Origin of the sequence: Haemophilus parahaemolyticus, assembly GCF_002015035.1 — a bacterium.
Lineage (GTDB): Bacteria > Pseudomonadota > Gammaproteobacteria > Enterobacterales > Pasteurellaceae > Haemophilus_A > Haemophilus_A parahaemolyticus.
Genome location: NZ_MUXY01000022.1, coordinates 1 through 21,900 on the forward strand (window position 1 = coordinate 1; position 21,900 = coordinate 21,900).

The 21,900-nt window shown below is 39.3% G+C and carries 27 protein-coding genes; 18 read left to right on the top strand and 9 right to left on the bottom strand.

Annotated features, from left to right (window positions below):
* The 13 genes from B0185_RS09210 to B0185_RS09270 form a co-directional block, all read left to right on the top strand.
* Window positions 1-887, top strand: an 887-nt coding sequence (locus tag B0185_RS09210; RefSeq protein WP_143413723.1) for an autotransporter domain-containing protein, incomplete at its 5' end; no start/stop codon positions are given.
* 152 nt (window positions 888-1,039) lie between these two features.
* Complete coding sequence (gene glyQ / locus B0185_RS09215) at window positions 1,040-1,948, top strand: glycine--tRNA ligase subunit alpha (protein ID WP_005628151.1); 909 nt, start codon at window positions 1,040-1,042, stop codon at window positions 1,946-1,948.
* Window positions 1,949-2,074: 126 nt separating this feature from the next.
* On the top strand, window positions 2,075-2,713 hold the full coding sequence (locus B0185_RS09220) for a PIN domain-containing protein (RefSeq protein ID WP_005707084.1): 639 nt from the start codon (window positions 2,075-2,077) through the stop codon (window positions 2,711-2,713).
* 142 nt (window positions 2,714-2,855) lie between these two features.
* Entirely contained in the window at window positions 2,856-3,116 is a 261-nt protein-coding gene (locus B0185_RS09225; protein WP_005707074.1) for a hypothetical protein, read from the top strand.
* A gap of 1 nt (window position 3,117) precedes the next feature.
* A complete protein-coding gene (locus B0185_RS09230) occupies window positions 3,118-3,498 on the top strand; it encodes a hypothetical protein (protein WP_039863348.1) in 381 nt (126 codons plus the stop codon).
* Window positions 3,498-3,944, top strand: coding sequence for a hypothetical protein (locus B0185_RS09235; RefSeq protein WP_005707030.1), 447 nt, complete (start codon window positions 3,498-3,500; stop codon window positions 3,942-3,944). Before B0185_RS09230 ends, B0185_RS09235 begins: the two co-directional genes overlap by 1 nt.
* A 9-nt stretch (window positions 3,945-3,953) precedes the next feature.
* Entirely contained in the window at window positions 3,954-5,225 is a 1,272-nt protein-coding gene (locus tag B0185_RS09240) for a histidine-type phosphatase (protein WP_005707071.1), read from the top strand.
* A gap of 33 nt (window positions 5,226-5,258) precedes the next feature.
* Window positions 5,259-5,735: a hypothetical protein gene (locus B0185_RS09245; RefSeq protein ID WP_005707027.1), complete on the top strand. Its 477-nt coding sequence runs from the start codon at window positions 5,259-5,261 to the stop codon at window positions 5,733-5,735.
* A complete protein-coding gene (gene glyS / locus B0185_RS09250; RefSeq protein ID WP_005707072.1) occupies window positions 5,732-7,798 on the top strand; it encodes a glycine--tRNA ligase subunit beta in 2,067 nt (688 codons plus the stop codon). The genes B0185_RS09245 and glyS overlap by 4 nt, the downstream gene beginning before the upstream one ends.
* Window positions 7,799-7,858: 60 nt before the next feature.
* Window positions 7,859-8,146, top strand: a complete 288-nt coding sequence (locus tag B0185_RS09255; RefSeq protein WP_005707050.1) for a DUF5377 family protein — start codon at window positions 7,859-7,861, stop codon at window positions 8,144-8,146.
* 161 nt (window positions 8,147-8,307) lie between these two features.
* Window positions 8,308-9,216, top strand: coding sequence for a tyrosine recombinase XerC (gene xerC / locus B0185_RS09260; RefSeq protein ID WP_005707063.1), 909 nt, complete (start codon window positions 8,308-8,310; stop codon window positions 9,214-9,216).
* 242 nt (window positions 9,217-9,458) lie between these two features.
* Window positions 9,459-10,232 carry a triose-phosphate isomerase gene (tpiA, locus tag B0185_RS09265; protein WP_005707041.1) on the top strand — a complete coding sequence of 258 codons (774 nt, stop codon included), beginning with the start codon at window positions 9,459-9,461 and terminating at the stop codon, window positions 10,230-10,232.
* Between the two features lie 149 nt (window positions 10,233-10,381).
* Window positions 10,382-11,434 carry a branched-chain amino acid aminotransferase gene (locus B0185_RS09270; RefSeq protein ID WP_256595178.1) on the top strand — a complete coding sequence of 351 codons (1,053 nt, stop codon included), beginning with the start codon at window positions 10,382-10,384 and terminating at the stop codon, window positions 11,432-11,434.
* A 69-nt stretch (window positions 11,435-11,503) separates the two neighbouring features.
* On the opposite strand, the gene B0185_RS09275 is transcribed toward B0185_RS09270, so the two are convergent.
* A complete protein-coding gene (locus B0185_RS09275; RefSeq protein WP_005707048.1) occupies window positions 11,504-12,757 on the bottom strand; it encodes a surface lipoprotein assembly modifier in 1,254 nt (417 codons plus the stop codon).
* A gap of 45 nt (window positions 12,758-12,802) precedes the next feature.
* Window positions 12,803-13,678: a hypothetical protein gene (locus B0185_RS09280; protein WP_005707037.1), complete on the bottom strand. Its 876-nt coding sequence runs from the start codon at window positions 13,676-13,678 to the stop codon at window positions 12,803-12,805.
* A gap of 125 nt (window positions 13,679-13,803) precedes the next feature.
* Here B0185_RS09280 and B0185_RS09285 point away from each other — a divergent pair, with 125 nt between their 5' ends.
* Together B0185_RS09285 and B0185_RS09290 are read left to right on the top strand one after the other, a co-directional pair.
* Entirely contained in the window at window positions 13,804-14,196 is a 393-nt protein-coding gene (locus B0185_RS09285; RefSeq protein WP_005707033.1) for a helix-turn-helix domain-containing protein, read from the top strand.
* 7 nt (window positions 14,197-14,203) lie between these two features.
* Window positions 14,204-14,551: a RidA family protein gene (locus B0185_RS09290; protein ID WP_005707078.1), complete on the top strand. Its 348-nt coding sequence runs from the start codon at window positions 14,204-14,206 to the stop codon at window positions 14,549-14,551.
* A 54-nt stretch (window positions 14,552-14,605) separates the two neighbouring features.
* Here the strand turns inward: B0185_RS09290 and secB are convergent, their stop codons facing one another.
* From secB to lysM, 4 genes are all read right to left on the bottom strand, one after another.
* Window positions 14,606-15,103: a protein-export chaperone SecB gene (gene secB, locus B0185_RS09295; RefSeq protein ID WP_005707005.1), complete on the bottom strand. Its 498-nt coding sequence runs from the start codon at window positions 15,101-15,103 to the stop codon at window positions 14,606-14,608.
* A gap of 9 nt (window positions 15,104-15,112) precedes the next feature.
* The gene (locus tag B0185_RS09300; protein ID WP_005707049.1) at window positions 15,113-15,556 is read right to left on the bottom strand and encodes a rhodanese-like domain-containing protein; all 444 of its coding nucleotides are present in this window, start codon (window positions 15,554-15,556) and stop codon (window positions 15,113-15,115) included.
* 114 nt (window positions 15,557-15,670) lie between these two features.
* The gene (tig, locus tag B0185_RS09305) at window positions 15,671-16,972 is read right to left on the bottom strand and encodes a trigger factor (RefSeq protein WP_005707021.1); all 1,302 of its coding nucleotides are present in this window, start codon (window positions 16,970-16,972) and stop codon (window positions 15,671-15,673) included.
* 163 nt (window positions 16,973-17,135) lie between these two features.
* A complete protein-coding gene (gene lysM / locus B0185_RS09310; protein ID WP_005707051.1) occupies window positions 17,136-17,579 on the bottom strand; it encodes a peptidoglycan-binding protein LysM in 444 nt (147 codons plus the stop codon).
* Between the two features lie 110 nt (window positions 17,580-17,689).
* Here lysM and B0185_RS09315 point away from each other — a divergent pair, with 110 nt between their 5' ends.
* Together B0185_RS09315 and B0185_RS09320 are read left to right on the top strand one after the other, a co-directional pair.
* The gene (locus tag B0185_RS09315) at window positions 17,690-18,142 is read left to right on the top strand and encodes a DIP1984 family protein (protein WP_005707047.1); all 453 of its coding nucleotides are present in this window, start codon (window positions 17,690-17,692) and stop codon (window positions 18,140-18,142) included.
* Between the two features lie 202 nt (window positions 18,143-18,344).
* A complete protein-coding gene (locus tag B0185_RS09320) occupies window positions 18,345-18,767 on the top strand; it encodes a DNA polymerase III subunit chi (RefSeq protein ID WP_005707077.1) in 423 nt (140 codons plus the stop codon).
* Window positions 18,768-18,840: 73 nt separating this feature from the next.
* Here the strand turns inward: B0185_RS09320 and B0185_RS09325 are convergent, their stop codons facing one another.
* Complete coding sequence (locus B0185_RS09325) at window positions 18,841-19,248, bottom strand: DNA polymerase III subunit psi (RefSeq protein ID WP_005707062.1); 408 nt, start codon at window positions 19,246-19,248, stop codon at window positions 18,841-18,843.
* A gap of 80 nt (window positions 19,249-19,328) precedes the next feature.
* Between B0185_RS09325 and rsmC the strand changes: the two genes are divergently transcribed.
* Window positions 19,329-20,315: a 16S rRNA (guanine(1207)-N(2))-methyltransferase RsmC gene (gene rsmC / locus B0185_RS09330; protein WP_005707076.1), complete on the top strand. Its 987-nt coding sequence runs from the start codon at window positions 19,329-19,331 to the stop codon at window positions 20,313-20,315.
* A 26-nt stretch (window positions 20,316-20,341) separates the two neighbouring features.
* Here rsmC and fabR read toward each other — a convergent pair whose 3' ends face one another.
* The gene (gene fabR, locus B0185_RS09335; protein WP_005707046.1) at window positions 20,342-20,956 is read right to left on the bottom strand and encodes an HTH-type transcriptional repressor FabR; all 615 of its coding nucleotides are present in this window, start codon (window positions 20,954-20,956) and stop codon (window positions 20,342-20,344) included.
* An 18-nt stretch (window positions 20,957-20,974) separates the two neighbouring features.
* Complete coding sequence (oxyR, locus tag B0185_RS09340) at window positions 20,975-21,865, bottom strand: DNA-binding transcriptional regulator OxyR (protein ID WP_005707038.1); 891 nt, start codon at window positions 21,863-21,865, stop codon at window positions 20,975-20,977.
* Window positions 21,866-21,900 lie beyond the last annotated feature (35 nt).

Sequence of the window (21,900 nt, forward strand, 5' to 3'; positions counted from 1 at the left end):
AGGCTGAAGAGGCACGCAAGCGAAAAGAGCTTATTAGTCGTTATTCAAATAGTGCTCTTTCTGAATTGTCTGCAACGGTAAATAGTATGCTTTCGGTTCAACATGAGCTTGATAAAGTTTTAGTTTCCGATTCAGATCTTTCAGTATGGACGAATATTACGCAAGATAAAAAACGTTATGACTCAGATGACTTCCGTGCTTATCAACAAAATATGAATTTACGCCAAATTGGTGCTCAGAAAAAAGTTGAGAATGGACGGATAGGGGCGATTTTCTCACATGGTCGTGCTAATAATACCTTTGATGAGCAGATCTCCAATCATATGGATCTCACGATGGTGTCAGCATTTGCACAATATCAATGGCATGATTGGCAATTGGGTCTCAACGCAGGTTATGGGGTGAGTTCAAGTAAAATTTCAGGTGAACAAAGCCAAAAAATCCATCGTCGTGTGATGAGTTATGGTCTTAATGCGAATTATCAGTTCCGTTTAGGAGAATTAGGTGTTCAGCCTTATCTTGGTGTAAATCGCCATTTTGTTGAAGGTGAAAATTACCAATACGAAGGTGTGAATATTCAGACACCAAAAATAGCATTTAATAGTTATACTACAGGGGCTAAAGTAGATTACACCTTTACACCAGCTCAAGATGTAACAATTAAACCGTATTTCTCAATAAATTATGTCGATGCTTCAAATGCTCGCGTGCAAACTAAAGTCAATCAGGCGACTTTACAACAACAATTCGGGCGTTATTGGCAAAAAGAATTGGGTGTAAGTGGTGAGATCTCGCATTTCCATATGTCGGTATATGCGACTCAAGCTCAAGGTTCACAATTAAGTAAACAGAGAATAATTGGTGTGAAATTAGGGTATCGTTGGTAGCCTAAGATCTGTTCTTAAAGAGGCTTTTATGTTGTAACTGAAACAATGTAAAAGCCTCTTTTTTATTCTTTTCAACTGCATTTTTTCGCCTTTATCCGTTTTACGGATTCAAGTATAATACCAATATTTTTAATCACATTAGATCAACGATTATGAGCACAAAATTTAACGTAAAAACATTCCAAGGTATGATTTTAGCCCTGCAAGAATATTGGGCAAACCAAGGCTGTACCATTGTGCAACCTTTTGATATGGAAGTGGGCGCAGGTACTTCTCACCCAATGACCGCATTACGCGCATTAGGTCCAGAGCCGATGGCATTTGCTTATGTGCAACCTTCACGCCGCCCAACGGATGGTCGATATGGCGAAAACCCAAACCGTTTACAACATTACTACCAGTTCCAAGTGGTAATCAAACCTTCTCCAGATAACATTCAAGAGCTTTATTTAGGCTCGCTTGAAATGCTTGGCTTCGATCCGACCAAAAATGACATTCGTTTCGTGGAAGATAACTGGGAAAACCCAACCTTAGGGGCTTGGGGCTTAGGATGGGAAGTATGGTTAAACGGCATGGAAGTAACCCAATTTACCTATTTCCAACAAGTGGGTGGCTTAGAATGTAAACCTGTCACGGGCGAAGTGACTTACGGTTTAGAGCGTTTAGCAATGTACATTCAAGGCGTAGATTCTGTGTATGACTTAGTTTGGTCTGACGGTCCATTGGGCAAAACCACTTATGGCGATGTTTTCCATCAAAATGAAGTTGAGCAATCAACTTATAACTTTGAACACGCAAACACAGATTTCTTATTCTACTGCTTCGATCAATACGAAAAAGAAGCACAAGAGTTATTAGCCTTAGAAAAACCGTTACCATTGCCAGCTTATGAGCGTATTTTGAAAGCAGCACACAGCTTCAACTTGTTAGATGCACGTAAAGCGATTTCGGTAACCGAACGCCAACGCTATATTTTACGCATTCGTGCCTTAACCAAAGGCGTGGCGGAAGCCTATTATGCAAGCCGTGAAGCCTTAGGTTTCCCTGGTTGTAAAAAATAATTTTTGCAAAATAGCAGAGGAATTTGACCGCTTAAGTGGTAATGCAAAAATAATAAGCGGTCAAAAAACTTCAGAAAGTTCCAATTCCTTTCTTAACTTTTAAACTCAAAAAATTAAGGAAGAAGTATGAAGTATGCTTTTATAGATTATGAAAATCTAAATAAATTAGATGGATTAAATTTAGCAGAGTATGAGCGTGTATTTTTATTTACAGGTTCAACAACTAAATCAATTAATTTATCCGAATCCTTCACGGATGAAATTAACATCACTCTAATTACCGTGAAAGCGATAGCCAAGAATAATGTGGATTTTCACATTGCGTATTACCTTGGTAAGTTGGATGAAACGATAGATAAAAATATTGAGTTTTATATTTTATCAAATGATCGCGGTTATGATGGGATTTGTAATTTTATTGCAAATCAGAAAAATGGGAGAATTTGTCTTCGAAAATCAGTAATGAAAGAAGGAATTGGAGTTGATAAAGCTATTACAGAAACAATTATATCTAATCCTGAAATAATAGATATTTCTGTACAAGCATTAAATGAGTATGTTGCTCATATCATTAAAAACAATACTCCTAGTAATAAAAGACATTTACCTACGAAACTTTCTTCATTACAAAATGATATTCATAGTAGAACTTGCTTAAGAGAATTAAATAAACAACATGAATTAAGTACCATCACAAAAGTGATTAATGGTCTTATTCTCAAAAAGTATTTAAAAATTACAAACTCAAAAGTAAGTTATCTATAGTGAAGAAATTGTCTCTACACCGCAGAGACAATTACGTTGAACACACGGCTATTTCCAAAAAGCCGATGAAACCATTACGCAAGAGCTAACTTTATTGAGGTGAAAAGTGCGGTGAAATTTGACCGTACTTTAGGAGAGAAAAATGAGCAAACCCATTCTTTTTTATGCAGAAACATGCCCAGATACCGCACCATTTGTCGCGGAGTTGGATCGCTTAGGCGTGGATTACGATGAAGTAGAAATTATGACTTCATTACCTAATCTCAAACAATTCATTCGTTTACGCGATAGCAATGCAGAATTTGATAACTCGAAAGCAAATGGCTATTTAGGTATTCCTGCGTTGTTATTACCAAATGGCGATGTTGTTTTAGATGAATCCAAATTAAAAGAGATTTTCTAAAGTGATAAAAAAAACGTTAGCTCTTGCAACTTCTACCATGATTTTAACCGCTTGTAGCAATGCTCAACCGCAAGCTGAAATGCCAACTGTGGGCAGTGAAACAGATGCTCACAGTTGCTTACTAAGTGCGGGACAGTCTTATTCTTATTTGAAAAAAGCCTGTGTACAAGTGTTTGATGTAGCGGATATTAAGCTAGACGACCCAACCAATAAAACCCAAACGGTTTACGGCATTCTTTCGGAAGATAAACAACAGGTTGAAGTGTTTACGTCTGATTTGCCAGAAAATACGGTTTTAGATGTGGTAAAAGGCGGCTATATCTCAAAAGATGGTAAAGTGAGTTTAATGAAAACCAAGACAAGTTGGAAGATTCGTAAGTAATGAAGAAGGTCAGTTTTTTACAATTTTTATTTAAAATTGGCGATGACTATTTAATGTTTTTGCGAAATTTAACGCCTGCAGTGTTATTTTTATCACTGGCATTATTTATGTTTTCTGAGATGGATTGGGTACATTGGGGGTGGAGTGATGTACCAGTGCTGTTTTTATGCCTCGCTTCTGGATTTATTGCACTCAGCGTCATGGCAATCAATACTGTCGCTTTTGTACGCGAGATGCTGAAAACCTTAAGAACACTAAGCGGAGAGAGCGAACTTGATGAAAATATTGGTACGCTCGCATTATTTAAAATGCTCTGGGTGGAGAGCAACAGTAAACAACTAATCTTTTTTGCGGTAGTCAATATTGTTGCAGTATTTATGGTGTTAGTTTACGGCACCAAATATGCCTTGAATTTTTATAGCTCAATTTCAACATTAAATGATTAGGTCTCGAATATGAAAAAAATAACCCTAAAATTCACCGCACTTTTGCTTGGCTCAGCTTTAGCAAGTAGTGCGTTTGCAACAGAAAATGGTCAAACTTCCTCAAGTTCTGATTATGAATTAGAGAAAGTATTGATTTTCAGCCGACACGGATTGCGTTCACCAGTGGAAAAAGATCCGCAAGAAATGGCGAAATATTCCCCTTATGAATGGGCAAAATGGAATGTACCTTCTGGCTATCTCACTGCAAAAGGGACGGTGCTAGAAACCTATTTCGGACAGTATTTAGGTCAATGGCTTGCAGATAAAGGGTTACTAACAACAGAACGTTGTGCATCGGGCGAAGGCATTTTTGCTTATGCAAATGGTGTGCAACGCACCATTGCAACAGGTCAGGCGATTGTTTCTGGTGCATTTGCGGGCTGTAATGTTCAATTGCAACATCACGGTAAAATTGGTTCAGAAAAAGATCCGATTTTTAATACACAAGCGCATAATCCAAGTCAAGCCTTGATTGAATCTGCAAAAAATAAGATTGATTTAACCGCTTTACAGCAAAAATTAGCACCAAATTATGCACTATTGAGTGAAATCATTGATTACAAAAACTCACCAAACTGCTTGCAAAAAGGCGAGTGTGATTTAGGTGGAAAAGTCGGTGAATACAGTATTAAAGATGGCAAGTCGGTCAAGATTACTGGCTCTATCAGCACAGGAAAGAAAATTGTCAGTGCATTATTGCTCGCCCATTATGTGGGCAAACCTGATGCAGAAATTGCAAACGGTCGTGTGGATAGCCAAGAAAAATGGCGTGCAATTAACGAAATTAAAAACGAATATTACCGCACGTTATTTAAAAATAACGAAGCGTTAGCACAAAATGTCTCATATCCGTTGTTAGCATTTATTCAGCAACAGCTAAATAGTGAAAACAAAATTAACTTATTAGTTGGACACGATTCTAATATCGTTGCTCTGCTTGCAGCACTAGGTGCCGAGCCTTATGAGTTGAATGATTCATTGGAAAATATCCCAATCGGTGGGAAGTTGCTGTTTGAAGTGTGGAAACATAAACCGAGCGGTAAGCTCAAATTTAAGTTGGATTATGTTTATCAAAGCACTGAACAGCTGATTAATATCACGCCATTAAGTTTAGCGACACCACCAAACCAAACGGCATTAACCCTCAAAGACTGTAAAAAAGATGAATATGGTTTTTGTGATTATGAGCGTTTTCAACAGGTGTTGAGGGAGAGTATTGAAAACGGAACCGTTAGAAAATAAATTCAATGAAAACTTTGAAGGACGAAGATAATTATGTTTAAAGCTATTTCAGCTATAGAAAATTCTTGGGTAAATCAAGGTAAAAGTGTTATTACATTGCCAATTAATATTGAATTATGGCATTCGGGGGATATTGATTTTAAAAATCCCGCTTTGGACTTAGATAAGGTTATATGGTTTACAAAAGATAAAGAAAAGCAAAACTATTATAACGGTTTTGCATTAATGAATGCCAAGAAGAATAATGTGAAAGTATATAAGACTAAATTAAAGCTAGTAAGAAAAATTAATTTGGCTAAATTTTATGAATATCCATTTTTAGATATAGCATCTAAATATCTTGCTGACCATGGACAGTTGAATATTGCTCTAAATAAATTCTGCGAAAAAAATAACCTGGATGGGGTAATTTGTGGAGAATCCTTAAATCAAGTAGTAATAAGAGCTTGTAAAATAGATTGTTTAGAACTGTTAGAACAGATAGATTTAATAAAAGAGAACTCAAAATGACAACCCAAAACTTCCTAGTAGAAATCGGCACAGAAGAGCTGCCACCAAAAGCTCTCAAAACATTAGCGACCTCTTTTGCGGATAACGTTGAGGCGGAATTGAATCAAGCTGGCTTATCATTCGACAAAATCGAATGGTTTGCGGCGCCGCGTCGTTTGGCGGTGAAAGTGTTGAACTTAGCAACCCAACAACCAAGCAAAGAAATCGAAAAACGCGGGCCAGCAGTGTCAGCAGCCTTTGATGCAGAAGGTAAACCGACCAAAGCGGCAGAAGGTTGGGCGCGTGGTTGCGGCATTACCGTTGAGCAAGCAGAACGTATTGCGACCGATAAAGGTGAATGGCTTGTTCATCGTGCAAAAATTGAAGGTCAGCCGACCAAAAACTTGCTGAACGATATTGTGGTAAATGCGTTGGCGAAATTGCCAATTCCAAAACCAATGCGTTGGGCTGATAAAACCGTGCAGTTTATTCGCCCGGTTCACACGGTAACTATGCTGTTAGGCGATGAGTTAATCGAAGGCGAAATTTTAGGTGTGGCAAGTGCTCGCACTATTCGCGGTCACCGTTTCTTAGGCGAGAAAGAATTTGAAATTCAACATGCAGACCAATATCCACAATTATTACGTGAAAAAGGTTCTGTAGTGGCTGATTTCAACGAGCGTAAAGCAGAAATTTTGGCAAAATCTCAAGCAAAAGCAACCGCACTTGGCGGTGTGGCTGACATTGAAGAAAGCTTGCTTGAAGAAGTGACTTCGTTGGTGGAATATCCAAACGTTTTAGCGGCTAAATTTGAAGAACGTTTCTTAGCCGTGCCTGCGGAAGCCTTAGTTTACACCATGAAAGGTGACCAAAAATATTTCCCAATTTATGACAAAGACGGTAAATTATTACCGCACTTTATCTTTGTATCTAACATCAATCCTGAAGACCCAACGGCGATCATCGAAGGTAACGAAAAAGTGGTTCGTCCACGTTTAACCGATGCGGAATTCTTCTTCAAAACAGACTTAAAACAAAAACTTGTTGATCGTTTACCGCGCTTAGAAACCGTGTTATTCCAACAACAACTGGGTACATTAAAAGACAAAACAGACCGCATTGAGCAACTGGCAGGCGAAATTGCAAAACAAATTGGTGCAGACGAAGCGAAAGCAAAACGTGCCGGCTTACTGTCAAAATGTGACTTGATGACCAACATGGTATTCGAATTCACCGATACACAAGGCGTAATGGGTATGCACTATGCTCGTCATGATGGTGAAGATGAAGAAGTTGCAGTGGCATTAAACGAACAATATATGCCACGCTTTGCGGGGGATGAATTACCTAAATCACTCGTGGCAAGTGCGGTCGCTTTAGCGGATAAATTTGACACTCTAACAGGTATCTTCGGTATCGGCCAAGCACCAAAAGGTAGCGCAGACCCATTTGCATTGCGTCGTGCGGCATTAGGGGCATTACGTATTATTGTTGAGAAAAACTTACCACTTGATTTAGAAGATTTAGTGAAAAAATCAGCCGCACTTTTCGGCGATAAACTCACGAATCAAAATGTGGTCGCCGATGTGGTGGACTTCATGCTCGGTCGTTTCCGTGCATGGTATCAAGATGAAGGTATTGCGGTAGATGTGATTCAAGCGGTATTGGCGCGTCGTCCAACTCGCCCTGCTGATTTTGATGCGCGTGTACGTGCGGTTTCACACTTCCGTACTTTAGATTCAGCAGAGGCGTTAGCGGCAGCAAATAAACGTGTAAGTAATATCTTAGCGAAAGCGGATGCTGCAATTGGCGAGATCAATTTAACTGCTTGCGTAGAACCAGCAGAAAAAGCCCTTGCTGAAGCGGTACTTGCATTACGTACTGAAGTTCAACCGCTTATCGCACAAGGCGATTACACGACAGTATTAGATAAATTAGCGAACTTACGTGCACCAGTAGACAGTTTCTTTGATAACGTAATGGTAAATGCTGAAGATCCAGCATTGCGCCAAAACCGCTTAGCGATTTTAAACACGTTGCAAGGCTTGTTCTTACAAGTGGCGGATATTTCTGTTTTACAATAAAAAAACAAAGGGCAATGAAAATTGCCCTTTCATTTACCCCAAAATAAGAAGGAAAACACAATGTCAAAAACTGAAATTTTATTTAGCAATAACTGGAATGTTCGCGTGAGTGACCCAGGCGAGGAAGGCAATGTAAACCATTTTTTTGAAACTGTTTATCTTACGCTTGAAGCAAAAATTGAGAACGGCAAAGCGATTTATGAATTCGTGCGTAAAGTGGAAGATGATGTGAAAGTACAACGTCAATTCACCGAATTAGACGAGCTTTTCGAGTTCTTAGGTCAATATTTAAGCCCTGTTGCATTGGGCAATGTCGGCGTGAAGATTGGTCAGTTGAATCTTGCGTAATTAGCTTTCTTTCTGTGGAGGGAGAGGTCGAAGGCGGAGGGCAGTAAAACAAGCGGTCTAATTTGACTCATTTTTTGCAACTCCACTACAATCCCTCCTCCGTTGCTTTGCAACAGCCTCTACAAGCATAGGGGCGAAGTAATCTTTTAAATAACAAATTTATGCCAAGCACAACGAATCCTTTATTCCAACAAACCGCCCCTTATTGGGCCTTTCTTCGCCTTGAAAAACAGGTTAGTCCCCATACGCTCAAAAATTACCAGCACCAATTGTTTGCCATTTGTGAATTGCTTGATCGTGAGCAAGTCCAATCTTGGTTGGATGTGGATAGCTCAACCGTACGTTGGGTGTTAAGCCAAAGCCATAAACAAGGGTTGAGTGCCAAAAGTATTGGCTTGAGGTTGGCCGTGTTGCGGCAATGGTTTGCTTATCTTTTAAAAATGGGCGAAATCAGCGTGAATCCTGCGGTAGGCGTAAAAGCACCAAAGCAGCCAAAACATTTACCAAAAAATGTGGAGGCAGAACAGCTTTCGCAATTGCTAAATGTCGAGGCAAATTCACCGCTTGAAAAACGCGATTTAGCGATGATGGAGCTGATGTATAGCTCAGGTTTGCGGTTGTCTGAATTGCAAGGTTTGGATTTAGATAAGCTCGATTTACAAGCAGGAGAAGTGCGTTTGCTTGGGAAAGGAAACAAAGAGCGAATCGTGCCTGTTGGCTCCAAAGCTAAACAAGCTTTAAAAGCGTGGCTAGAAGTGCGTGGAAGCCTTACACCGCAAGATAACGCCATATTTTTGAACCAACGAGGCGGGCGATTATCGCACCGTTCAATTCAGCTAATTATGGAAAAATGGGGCAAAAAACAGGGGTTGGAAACCCATCTTAATCCGCATAAACTCCGCCATTCCTTTGCAACGCATATGTTGGAAGGATCAGGCGATTTACGTGCAGTGCAAGAATTGCTTGGGCATAGTAGCCTTTCAACCACTCAAATTTATACGCATTTGGATTTCCAACATCTGGCTCACGTATACGACCAAGCACATCCGCGAGCACATCGTAAAAAATAACAAAAATTTGTAGGGGCTATCCTTCCCTTAAAAAGATATAGGATGGGGATAAAACTCCCCCTACGCCAATATTAAGGCTATGACTATGCTTGCCCCTTGCTAACCATTATGATTTTTATACCCGACACAAGCGGTTAAATTATCTTGCCCCATGTCAAATAAAGTTAAGATAGTTATGCAAGCATACACAAAATTTGGTACACTTTCCCCGTTCGTATTTCTAATTTAACAGGAGAATAAAAATGGCACGTCGTCCACTTGTTATGGGTAACTGGAAATTAAACGGCAGCAAAGTATTCACAAAAGAATTAGTTGCAGGTTTAAAAGCAGAATTAGCAGATGTTAAAGGTTGTGATGTGGCAATCGCTCCACCTGTAATGTACTTAGCAGAAGCAGAAGCAGCATTAGCAGGCCAATCAGTAATCTCATTAGGTGCACAAAACGTTGATGTAAACGTACAAGGTGCATTTACAGGTGATATTTCAACAGAAATGTTAAAAGATTTTGGTGCTAAATACATCATCATCGGTCACTCTGAACGTCGTACTTACCACAAAGAAAGCGATGAATTCATTGCGAAAAAATTCGGTGCATTAAAAGCCGCTGGTTTAGTGCCTGTATTATGTATCGGCGAAACTGAAGCTGAAAATGAAGCAGGTCAAACTGAAACAGTATGTGCACGCCAAATTGATGCAGTAATTGATGCATTAGGCGTAGAAGCCTTTAACGGTGCGGTAATCGCTTACGAGCCAATCTGGGCTATCGGTACAGGTAAATCTGCAACGCCAGCACAAGCACAAGCAGTTCACGCATTCATTCGTGGTCATATCGCAGCAAAATCTCAAGCAGTAGCGGATCAAGTGATTATTCAATACGGTGGCTCTGTAAACGATGCTAACGCAGCAGAATTATTCACTCAGCCAGATATCGACGGTGCATTAGTGGGCGGTGCATCATTAAAAGCACCAGCATTTGCGGTGATTGTAAAAGCTGCAGAAGAAGCAAAAAATAGTTAATTTTTAGACACGCGAAAAAGGGTTAAGTGGAATGCTTAACCCTTTTATTCTTTTTTCACTAAATTTTCACAAAAATCTACCGCTTGCCTCTACATTCCTCATCTTTTTTATCTTACAATGCAAAACATCTCAAATTTTCACTCACAAAAATAAAGGACACAACAATGGCTTTAAAAGATTTAGACTGGGCAAATTTAGGTTTTTCATATATTAAAACAGATTACCGTTTCATCGCTCACTGGAAAGAGGGCAAATGGGACGAAGGAAAACTCACTACAGATAGCACATTACATATTCACGAAGGTTCAACCGCTCTTCACTACGGGCAACAATGTTTTGAAGGCTTAAAGGCTTACCGCTGCAAAGATGGTTCAATCAACTTATTCCGTCCGCAGGCGAATGCAGAGCGTATGCAACGTACCGCAGACCGTCTTTTAATGCCACGCGTACCAACAGAATTATTCGTACGTGCGTGTAAAGAAGTGGTTAAAGCTAACCAAGATTGGTTGGGCCCTTACGGCTCTGGTGCAACCTTATACTTACGTCCATTCTTAATTGGTGTGGGCGAAAACATCGGCGTGAAAGCAGCACCAGAGTTTATTTTCTCTGTTTTCTGCTGCCCAGTGGGTGCTTACTTCAAAGGCGGTTTGGCTCCATCAAACTTCATCACGACTGATTACGACCGTGCTGCACCAATGGGCACTGGCGGCGTGAAAGTGGGCGGAAACTACGCAGCAAGCTTACTTCCACACGAATTAGCCGCAGAACAAGGTACGCCAGAACGTAAATTTGCGGATGCAATCTATTTAGATCCAAAAACTCACACCAAAATTGAAGAAGTCGGTGCTGCAAACTTCTTTGGGATCACAAAAGATAATAAATTTATCACGCCAAAATCAGAATCTATTTTACCAAGTATTACCAAATACTCTCTTTTACATATCGCAAAAGAGCGTTTAGGAATGGAAACAATCGAGGGCGATGTGTATATCGACCAACTCGACCAATTCGCTGAAGCTGGTGCGTGTGGTACTGCAGCAGTAATTACCCCTGTAGGCGGTATTCAACACAACGGCAACTTCCACGTTTTCTATTCAGAAACTGAAGTAGGCCCTGTTACCCGTCGTCTTTACGATGAACTAACAGGCATCCAATTCGGTGATGTCGAAGCACCTGAAGGCTGGATTGTGAAAGTAGAATAACCCTACAATTGTCAAGCGGTCGAATTTGTAAAAGATTTTGCAAACTCGACCGCTTCTGTTTTTCTGGAGTTAAAAATCCTTTTCCACCAACATCTGCACATATTTTTCTGAATAAGAAAACATTGAAGGAATGTTACTTTCTTGTTTTTTCCAACGGAATTGCACTTTCGGCGTAAAACCTAAATACTGCCAATCTTGTTTCCATAAAGTTAAATTCAGAGAATAGATTTTATCACGACGAATTTTATTTAATGGCAAAATTCCACCAAGAGAAGCAAAATCTTTATATTGTTTTAACGCAATTGAACCATTGACTTGAGTAGCAATCACATAGCCCCAATTTTGCCTCCAACCTATTCTCAAGGCTTTCATATCATTACTATATTGTTTTATACGTGTGGTTTCTCGAATAAAATCCGTACCTAAATAGTAATAACCTTTTTCGGTGGGTTGCCAAATAAACGTGGTGGAAGCCAGTTTAATGTTACCATTGCGATCAGGTTGAGTGAAATAACGAGGCTGACTGAACTCAAAAGCGGTCGAAATTTGCCAATGTTTTGCAAAACTCAGCCCATATTCCGCCCTTGCCCCATTTGCCCAGTTATACCGATAACCGCCCAACCATTGTCGCTCATAAAACGGTTTTAATACCAATTTATATTTAGCATTTTGATATTGATAGCCTAAATAAGTGCGGTTAGTGATTTCATCATAATTATGATTATCCCAATAATTTTTGCCATATAGATTATTCGTAAAATACAGATAATGCGAACCTGCTATGTTCCAATTTTTCTGAGCATCAAAATAATAAGCAAAGCCGTGTGCCGATTGTGGCAACATATCATCATTTTTCACAAAACCCGTGTTTTCGATATGTCGCTCATTAGATGTATTATTCACATTCTTAGTTTGTAAATAATTCCCACCTAAAGAAAATTGCCAACGTTCTCGGTTTTCAATTGCTTGCAAATAATTTTGAATAATCGACCGCTCTTCATGATTTAAATTTTCTTCCATTTGCAATAACTGAAAAGCCTTTTTGGCATTATTATTTTGATAATCTAAGAATAATAATCTTACTTGTCTTATTTTGGCGTAATTAACCAATCTTGGATTGTTTTCTGGAAAAATTTGATAAATCGGTAATAAACGATCTACTAAATCCATTCGATCAATACTTAGCATATCTGAAAGTAATTTTTCGGTTGTTTTAGGATCTTTTTCTAAATCGGAAATAGAATAGGTGTTTTCTTGTTTTTCGTTAGCAAAAATATTGCAACAAATACTTGAGACTAAAATAAAAAGAAGTGTGTTTTTCATGATATTAAAGAAATAAGGCTCTATTGCTAGAGCCTTTTAAATAAATTATTGTTTATATAAAGTTTGAGAGCCGATTATTTCTATATTTTTATCAGATGAAGATACATCATATTTGAAGTATATATCATCTCCATCATATCGATTAGTTTCACCTCCATATGAACCTGATAAGTTTTCTGTTTTTAACGTTTCTGTCAGGATTTTACCCGTTGCCTCACTATTAAATGCTACGCGATTATCATTTTTATAGAGAGCAGCCTCTTTAAATTCAAGTTCAGCTTGAGCTTTTTTCACATCATCTGATGAATAAAAATTAAAGACTGCAGAACCGTTGATTTTTTTATTATCAAAATCAGCATTTAAGATAACATAACTTTTTCCATCGACTTTTGAAGAAATATTGTTACCATTAATTTTTGCACTAGCATCTATATTCTGAGAAAGATAGGTTGCTTTGCCTTTTAAATTAGAGCCATAACCAGATATTGAAGACTCTTCAAATTTTGGTACTGCAGGCAATTTATCCCAAACCACTTCTTTTGGCGTATTTTCAGTTGTAGGAGTTACAACAGGAACTGTAATTGTTTCTGAAGGTTTAGCAGGTTCAACTGTAGGTGTTGTTGCTGTTTCCGAAGGTTTAGCGGGTTCAACGTTTGGAGTCGTTGCTGTTTCCACTGGTTTAGCGGGTTCAACGTTTGGAGTCGTTGCTGTTTCCGTAGGTTTAGCAGGTTCAACTTTTGGGGTTGTTGGTTGTTCTCTTTGAACTTCAGAAACTTTTTCGCCATTAAATACACCATTTGATGTATTCGTTGATGAATTAGTGGCTCCATTATTACCGCTATTACCACCACCTGAACCACAAGCAGTTAATCCCACCATTACGGCTGTTGCTAATAATGATCTAGTAAATGTCATTGTCATAAAAACGTCCTCAAGATTGGATAAATTTCGCGTAAATGTTATACTCAACCCCAATTTTTCACCACAAACGAACAGTGTCAAAAACTTATCTGTCACTACCTAAAACCGCACTTTAAGGAAATAAAATGGAAGTCCATGATAAAATTCGCGTAATGAGAGAAATCAATCAATGGTCGCAAGAAGAAATGGCGGAAAAACTTTCGATGTCGCCGAATGGATATGCCAAAATTGAGCGTGGACAAAGTAGTATTAATTTAGATAAATTACAGCAAATTGCGAATGTGTTTAATATTGATATGGGCGAATTGATTACTTGTAAGGATAGAACAATATTCTTTTCTCTAGGTGGTGATAATTCAAATAACGTGACAAATGGGCATTTTGGCACAAATGAAGCCTTAACAGTGGAAAATGAAAAATTAAATAGTTTACTGGCAATGAAAGATACGTTATTAGCTCAAAAAGATGCGGAAATTGTGGCATTAAAAGAGATTATTGAGTTGTTAAAAGCAAAATAGGAAAAATATGATTAAACGAATTGATGTTAGCCATCGTTTTTCAGAAGTGGCGATTTACAATGGTGTCGCATATTTAGCAGGGCAAGTGCCAACCGACGCAAGCAAAAATGCCTACGAGCAAACTAAACAAGTATTGGGCGAGATTGATAAATTTCTTGCGAAAGCGGGTACAGATAAAAGCCAAATTTTAATGGCAACCGTTTATCTGGCAAATATGGGCGATTATGCGGAAATGAATCGTGCGTGGGATGAATGGGTTGCTGAGAATAATGCCCCACCTCGTGCAGCAATTGAAGCAAGACTTGCCGATCCAAATTGGAAAGTAGAGATTGTGGTAACAGCTGCTGTTGCTTAGCCTTTCCAATAAATCAAAGCCATTTAACATGAAAGTTAAATGGCTTTTACAATACTAATTTGTAGTAGTTTCTTCAGACTCAGCTTCTAAACGTTCAAGGTAGTCCGCAAACAATGCATTAAAGTTTACTGGAGAAAGATTTAATGCTGGGAATGTACCTCGGTTTACTAGGCTTGCGATTAATTCACGAGCGTAAGGGTAGAGGATTTCTGGGCATTGTGCAGATAAGCAATGTGCTAATTGTAATCCTTCTAAGCCTTTGATGGTAAATACACCCGCTTGTTTTACTTCACAAATGAATGCGGTGTCGCCACTGCCTTCTAATGTAGTTGAAACATTAATATGTAATACTACCTCGTAAAGATTTTCGCCTAATTCACGCGTTTCAGTATCCAGTTCAAAACCTAATTTTGGTGCCCACTCTTGGTTAAAGATATTTGGTAGGTTAGGTGCTTCAAAAGAAACATCTTTTACATAGATACGTTGAATTTGGAATTCAAACTGTTGTGCTTCTTGTTCTGTTGCTTCAGCAACTTTGTTTTCTTCAGCCATAATATTTCCTTATTTTTTTACTGTTGGCAGATTTGCTGCTTTCCAGCCCATCATACCTTCTTTCAGTGCATAAACTTTCTCGAAACCGTGCTTAACAAGCTGTTCTGCGATTTTAGTTGCACCAAAACCGTTACCATCTATCACGATTACTGGACGAACTTTAAATTTATCGATTGCAGTGGTTTTTCCCTCTTTGATGTCGCTTGGGTGAATTAAGTGGCTTTCTACAATGTGCCCTTTACGGAATTCATCGTCAGTACGCACATCTAAGAATACGCCTTCTTCGTTATTCACTAGCTGCACTGCTTGAGCATTTTCAATCACTTTGAATTTGCTGGTTGCCCCTTTAAATAAGGTATAAAGGGTAATCACAAATACTGCCACCCACGCTGCAATCAGCAAAGGATGATTTCCGATAAATTGTTGAAGTTGTTGAGTAAACGTTAAGTCCATAAATCCTCTCTTTGGTTGCAAATAATGCAAATCAAGCGATCAGATTTTGCAAAAGTTTTGCGAAAACAAACCGCTTGTACATGAAAACCGCTCACAACTGAGCGGCTTTAAAGATTAGGCTTGAACTTGTGATTGCATTAACTCGTCAAATGACATCACTTTTTCAGTCACTTTCGCTTTCGCTAATACTGTATCAACCGCTTGTTCTTCTAATACTACGTTACGGATATTTTCAGTTAATTGACGGTTTTTAGCATAGTATTCTACTACTTCAGCTGGTTGCTCGTAAGCTGATGCGATATCTGCGATCATCGCTTCAACGCGTGCTTCATCCACTTTTAATTCGTTAGCACCAATTACCGTTGAAAGCAATAAACCTACTTGAACACGGCGTTTTGCTTCTGTTTCAAATAATTCAGCTGGTAATTGTGCTGCCATTTCTGGTTTACCACCAAAACGTTGAACCGCTTGTTGACGTAATACATCCACTTCTTCCGCTACTGCAGCCGCTGGCACTTCGATATCGTTTTGAGCAATTAAGCCGTTGATTACTTGGTTTTTCACACGTGCAGTGACTGCGTTGTTTAATTCACGTTGCATATTTTTCTTGATTTCTGCACGTAAATCGTCTACTGATTTTGCGTTACCGAATTTTTTCACGAACTCTTCAGTTAATTCAGGTAATACGATGTTTTCTACTTTTTTCAAGGTAATCGCAAATTTCGCTGCTTTACCTTTTAAGTTTTCAGCATGGTATTCTGCCGGGAAAGTCACATCAATATCGAATTGCTCGCCCGCTTTGTGACCTACGATACCTTCTTCAAAACCAGGAATCATACGACCTTGGCTCATTGCAAGTACGAAGTCAGTTGCTTTACCACCTTCGAATTCTTCGCCATCTACAGAGCCTACGAAATCGATTGTTACGCGATCTTCTGCTTTCGCAGCTTCTTGGCTTTCTGCCCAAGTTGCTTGTTGTTTGCGTAAAACATCAACCATTTTGTCTAAATCTGCTTCTGAGATTTCAACCACTGGTTTTTCAACTTCGATGTTTTCTAAACCTTTTAATTCTACTTCTGGGAACACTTCAAAAGTAACAGAGAAAGAGAACTCTTGACCTGGTTGGTAGTTGTTTGGTGTGAAAGTTGGACGACCTGCAAGGTTGATTTTTTCTGCGATAACGGCATCAAAGAATGCACGTTGCATTTCATCAGATAACACATCTTGACGAGCTGCCACACCAAAACGTTGTTCAATGATTGAGTGAGGAACTTTACCTTTACGGAAACCATCTACACGAGCGTTTTTCGCATAGCCTTTTAACTGTTCTTTGTAAGCTGCTTCGATTTTATCTGCAGCTACGGTAATTGTTACACGGCGTTGTAAGCCTTCTAAAGTTTCGATAGAAATTGACATTCTTAAACCTCAATGGTGAGTATATAAAAGATAGATAAATAGACAGGTATTGTAACGTTCAAAGCCATATCTTGCAAGCACTAACAATGCAAGGGGATTTAATACATAAAATAAAAAAACGGAGAGGAATAAAATTTTCTCCGTTTTTCTATATTAAATGAAATTATAAACCTTTTGGAATACGGATTTTTTGACCTGGGAAGATCTTATCTGCATCTTTAATCACTTCACGGTTTGCTTCAAAAATAGCCGTATATTTTGCTCCGTTGCCATAAGCTTTTTCTGCAATTTTCCATAAGCTATCGCCTTTTTGGATCACATAAAATTCGTCATCCATACCAATTTTTTCACCGCTTGCAAGCTGAACATTATCAATATTGACAGAAATAATCCCTGCTACATTACCCGCCATTAACACCGCTTTCTCAATCGCTGCGGCTGTCGTTGCTGCACCAGATACAGTTGCCACACCATTTTCAACTGTCACTTGCACGTTTTCAATACCAGGATTGTCTTCTGCTAAATGTTCAGTAACTGCTTTTGATGCGTCTTCTTCTTTATTAAATAATTTACGACCAATGTCGCCAACAAAATCAAATAACCCCATAATAACTCCTTAAAATAAATAAAAGTGATGCGATCTTACCACTATTTTTATCGAAATAGTGTAAGTGTTGTGTTAGAGTATTGTAAATTTATTTAGTTCAAGGACACACTATGAAATTAGCAGAAGCCTTAATTGAACGTGCCGATTCACAACGCCGTGTAGAGCAACTAAAACAACGCTTAAACCAAAATGCCCAATATCAAGAGGGCGAAGAACCTGCAGAATCACCAGAAGCATTGTTAGCAGAATATCGCCAAGTGGCAACAAAACTTGAGCAGCTTATCGTTAAAATCAATTTAGCCAACAACCGTATTCAACTTGAAAGCGGACAATTGATGGTTGAAGCATTGGCAAAACGTGATCGTTTGAAAGCCGAACATAACACGCTAATTAATCTTGCGGATGCTGCTACTCAAACCTTTGACCGCTACAGTCGTAGCGAAATCAAAACCCTTGCGGCAATTGACGTGAAAAATATCCGCAAGCAAATTGATGAAATCGCGAAACAACACCGCCAGTTAGATACTCAAATTCAACAGGCGAATTGGTTGAGTGAGATTTAGATAAAATCAGGCATTCCAATTCAAAGCGAATACAACCTCGCTTAAGGCATAGCAATTAATAAAAGCAGAAACCGCGGGCAGTTTCACTTCATACCGTGTAGCCCCGTACAAGTGACTTTTTATTGTGATTGCGTACTTTGTACTACCACGTATTGATTGAATTGGAAGGGTGGGTTAGGGGATTTTTAAGTAGGAAATAGTAGTGAAACAGGCTCAATTTTACGTTTTAAACAAAGATAATATTCACGAACAAGCGTGTGATTTAGCAGCAAAAGCATGGAGACTTGGCAAGCGTGTATTGATTACATGTGAAACTGAGCAACAAGCCTTTGAAATTGATGAACTACTGTGGGCAAGGGAGCCTGACTCTTTTGTACCGCACAATCTTTCGGGCGAAGCGACACAATATCCAACGCCTATTGAAATTAGCTGGAAAGGTAAACGAAACGCTCAACGCCGAGATTTGTTGATTAGCTTACAAACACAAATTCCTGAATTTGTGACAAGTTTTAATAAAGTGATTGAATTTGTACCTGTGAACGAAACCGAAAAAGCTCAAGCCCGTGAGCGTTACAAACAATATCGTCAACAAGGCTGGCAGCTCTTAACTGAGCAAATTTCATAAAATCAATGTGAATTAAGATTCAATGGTAAAATAAAGGAGAGTTCATACAACGGACTCTTGAGCAAGTCAAAAGTTATTGGTATTTAAACGCCATATCAAGTCCTTTCCACAGCTTCCTTTTGCTCTCTGGCTTCAACAATTCTGCCCAATTTTCGACATGTAACTGCGGCTGATTTGCATATTTTTCCTGAATTCTGACCGCTTGCTCTTCGGCTTCTACCACCAAGAAAAATGGCTTATGTTCGAAACGGATTCGATGAAATTGCTCGTAATTTACCCAGTAAAATTCATTCGATTGCAATGAAAGTGCAAAAAGCAAGTCTTGAAAAAGACTGCTTTTTTGTTGTTCTTCTTCACAAATCACCACTAATTTGACCGCTTGATCTAACCGAATTTGAGCATCGCCTTTCAGCACTTGTGGCTTAACCAACTGCCATTGTGTCACGCCCATTGCTTGCAATAATAAATCTCGTCTATTCATCTTGTTCTCGCAAAAAATTGATAGGGAATAGTAGCAAAACTGGGTAAAATGCGGAAATTATTTTTAAAGGAAAGGAAATTATGTTCTCTCTTGAAAGCGAGGTATTAGCTCGCCATTTGCCTCTGTTTGCTGAAAAATCGGTACTATTTTTCGGTTATGTACGTGACGATTTTGCCCAAAGTTTAAAAGATACCAAAAATATTGCTGTGTTTAGCAGCTATTTTGACTACGCTCACTCACGCCAAGCTGTCGAATTTGGTGTAGAAAACAGCAAAAAAGCTGATTTAGCTGTGTATTATTGGGCAAAGAACAAGCAGGAATGCCAATATCAATTGTTAGAATGGCTGGCTCAAGCACAAGTTGGGCAAGAACTGTTGATTATTGGAGAAAATCGTGCCGGAGTGCGCTCGGTGGAAAAAATGCTCGAACCGTTTGGCAATATTGCCAAAATTGATTCGGCTCGTCGCTGTGGTTTGTACCATTTTGAGCTACAAAACGTGCCGACTTTCAATGCAGAAAAATTCTGGAAAAGCTACGTACTCAACGATTTAACGATTTCTGCTTTGCCAGCGGTGTTTAGCTCGGCAGAATTGGATGGCGGCACAAAGCTGTTACTTTCCACCTTCCATAAAGCTGATGGATTAAAAGGCAAAGTGTTGGATTTAGGATGTGGTGCAGGTGTGATTGGGGCGAGCTTAAAGAAACAATTCCCGAAAATTAAACTGACGATGAGTGATATTCACGCCATGGCGATTGCTTCTAGCCAACGTACTTTGGCAAAAAATACATTAGAAGGTGAAGTGTTGGCAAGCGATGTATTTTCGCATATTGAAGGGCGATTTGACCTGATTGTTTCCAACCCACCGTTCCACGATGGCGTGGATACAGCTTATCAAGCGGTCGAAAATTTGATCTTACAAGCGAAAAACCATTTAACCAAAGGTGGAGAATTACGCATCGTAGCGAATGCCTTTTTGCCTTATCCAAACTTGCTAGACAGTGCATTCGGCAAGCACGAAGTGGTGGCGAAATCGACTAAGTTTAAAGTGTATTCGGCACGAAATTAAGCCAGACAGGGTGTATAAATAACACCCTATTTTCTGACATAAGCGGATGCACCGTGCATCAGCATTCTAAGTTGGGTCATCACCCGTTTCTTGAGTTCGTCACGTTGTTGGTTGTTCATATCTAAAGCGTGTGAGCCTGCAGTAAAAACAAGAGTGACCAAACCTTCTGCTTGAATATGAGCGATTTCACGCCCTAATTCAGGGCTTTTCATTAAGATGTAGTCAGTAAGTTCTGCAATAAAATGCTGAATTTCACGCGAAGCTGCGGTACGAAAGGCTTGTGATGTACCTGAACTTTCACGCAATAATAAGCGGAAAACGTTTGGACGGTCGTTAATCAGTTCAAAGAAAGTTTCAACCGAAAGGGCAACCACGCCGCCGCCTTTCTCAATACGTTTACGAGCTTGACGCATTAACTGACGGAGTACTAAGCCTGATTCATCTACCATTGCCAATCCCAATTCGTCCATATCTTTGAAGTGGCGGTAAAACGAGGTTGGAGCAATGCCCGCCTCTCGAGCGACTTCCCGCAAACTTAAGTTGCTGAAACTTTTTTCGGCACTCAATTGGTTGAACGCTGCATCTACAAGGGCACGGCGGGTTTTCTCTTTTTGTTGTGCTCGAATACCTACATGACTCATTTTTTATCTCTGTATCGATTATTCAACATCTTGTTTTTTCATCACTTCTTCGATACCTTTGGCAAGGCGTTCATAACGGGTACGAAGTGGTGAACCTGGGCGATAAATTAAGCCAATCGCACGGAACGGTGTTGGATTGCAAAATGAGATGTATTTCACACCGCTTGTTTCTTTCGCGGCAAATTTTGGAATCAGCGAAATGCCCACATTAGCTGCCACCATATTGCGGAGTGTTTCCAAATTGGTTGCTTTGAAATGGGCACTCTCTTTCGCACCAACCGATAAGCAGTAATCTAGCGTTTGCGTGCGTAGGCAATGCCCATCATCTAAGAAAAGTAGTTCTTTATCTTTTAAAACCGAAATCGGCAGTTGTTTTTCTTTCGCCCATTCGTGCTTATCTGATACCGCAAGCAAAATCTCTTCGTTAAAAAGCGGTACTTCGATAAAAGGCTCACTCTCTTTAACAAAAGCCAAAATACCGCAATCAAGCTGACCTGCAGAGAGCTGATCCACCATTTGGGATGTTTGTAATTCGTATAAATAAAGATCAAGCTCAGGGAATGTCTCTTTCATTGCGGGTACGATGATAGGTGACAAGTATGGACCGAGCGTAGGTAAAATGCCTACGTGAAGTGGCCCCGACATCTCTTTGCCCTGATTACTTGCCATCTCTTTTAACACCTTCACTTCACGTAATACAGATTTGGCTTGATCGACTAATGCTAAACCCGCTTGAGTGAAAAGCACTTTGCGGCTGGTACGTTCAAGTAAAATCGTGCCTAATTCGTCTTCTAATTTGCGAATTTGACCGCTTAATGTTGGCTGGCTCACATTGCATGCATCGGCAGCACGGCGGAAATGTTTATATTCTGCTAATGAAATTAAATATTCCAGATCCCTGATGTTCATGATAACCTTTTCCTTACTTATTTATAAATATTACC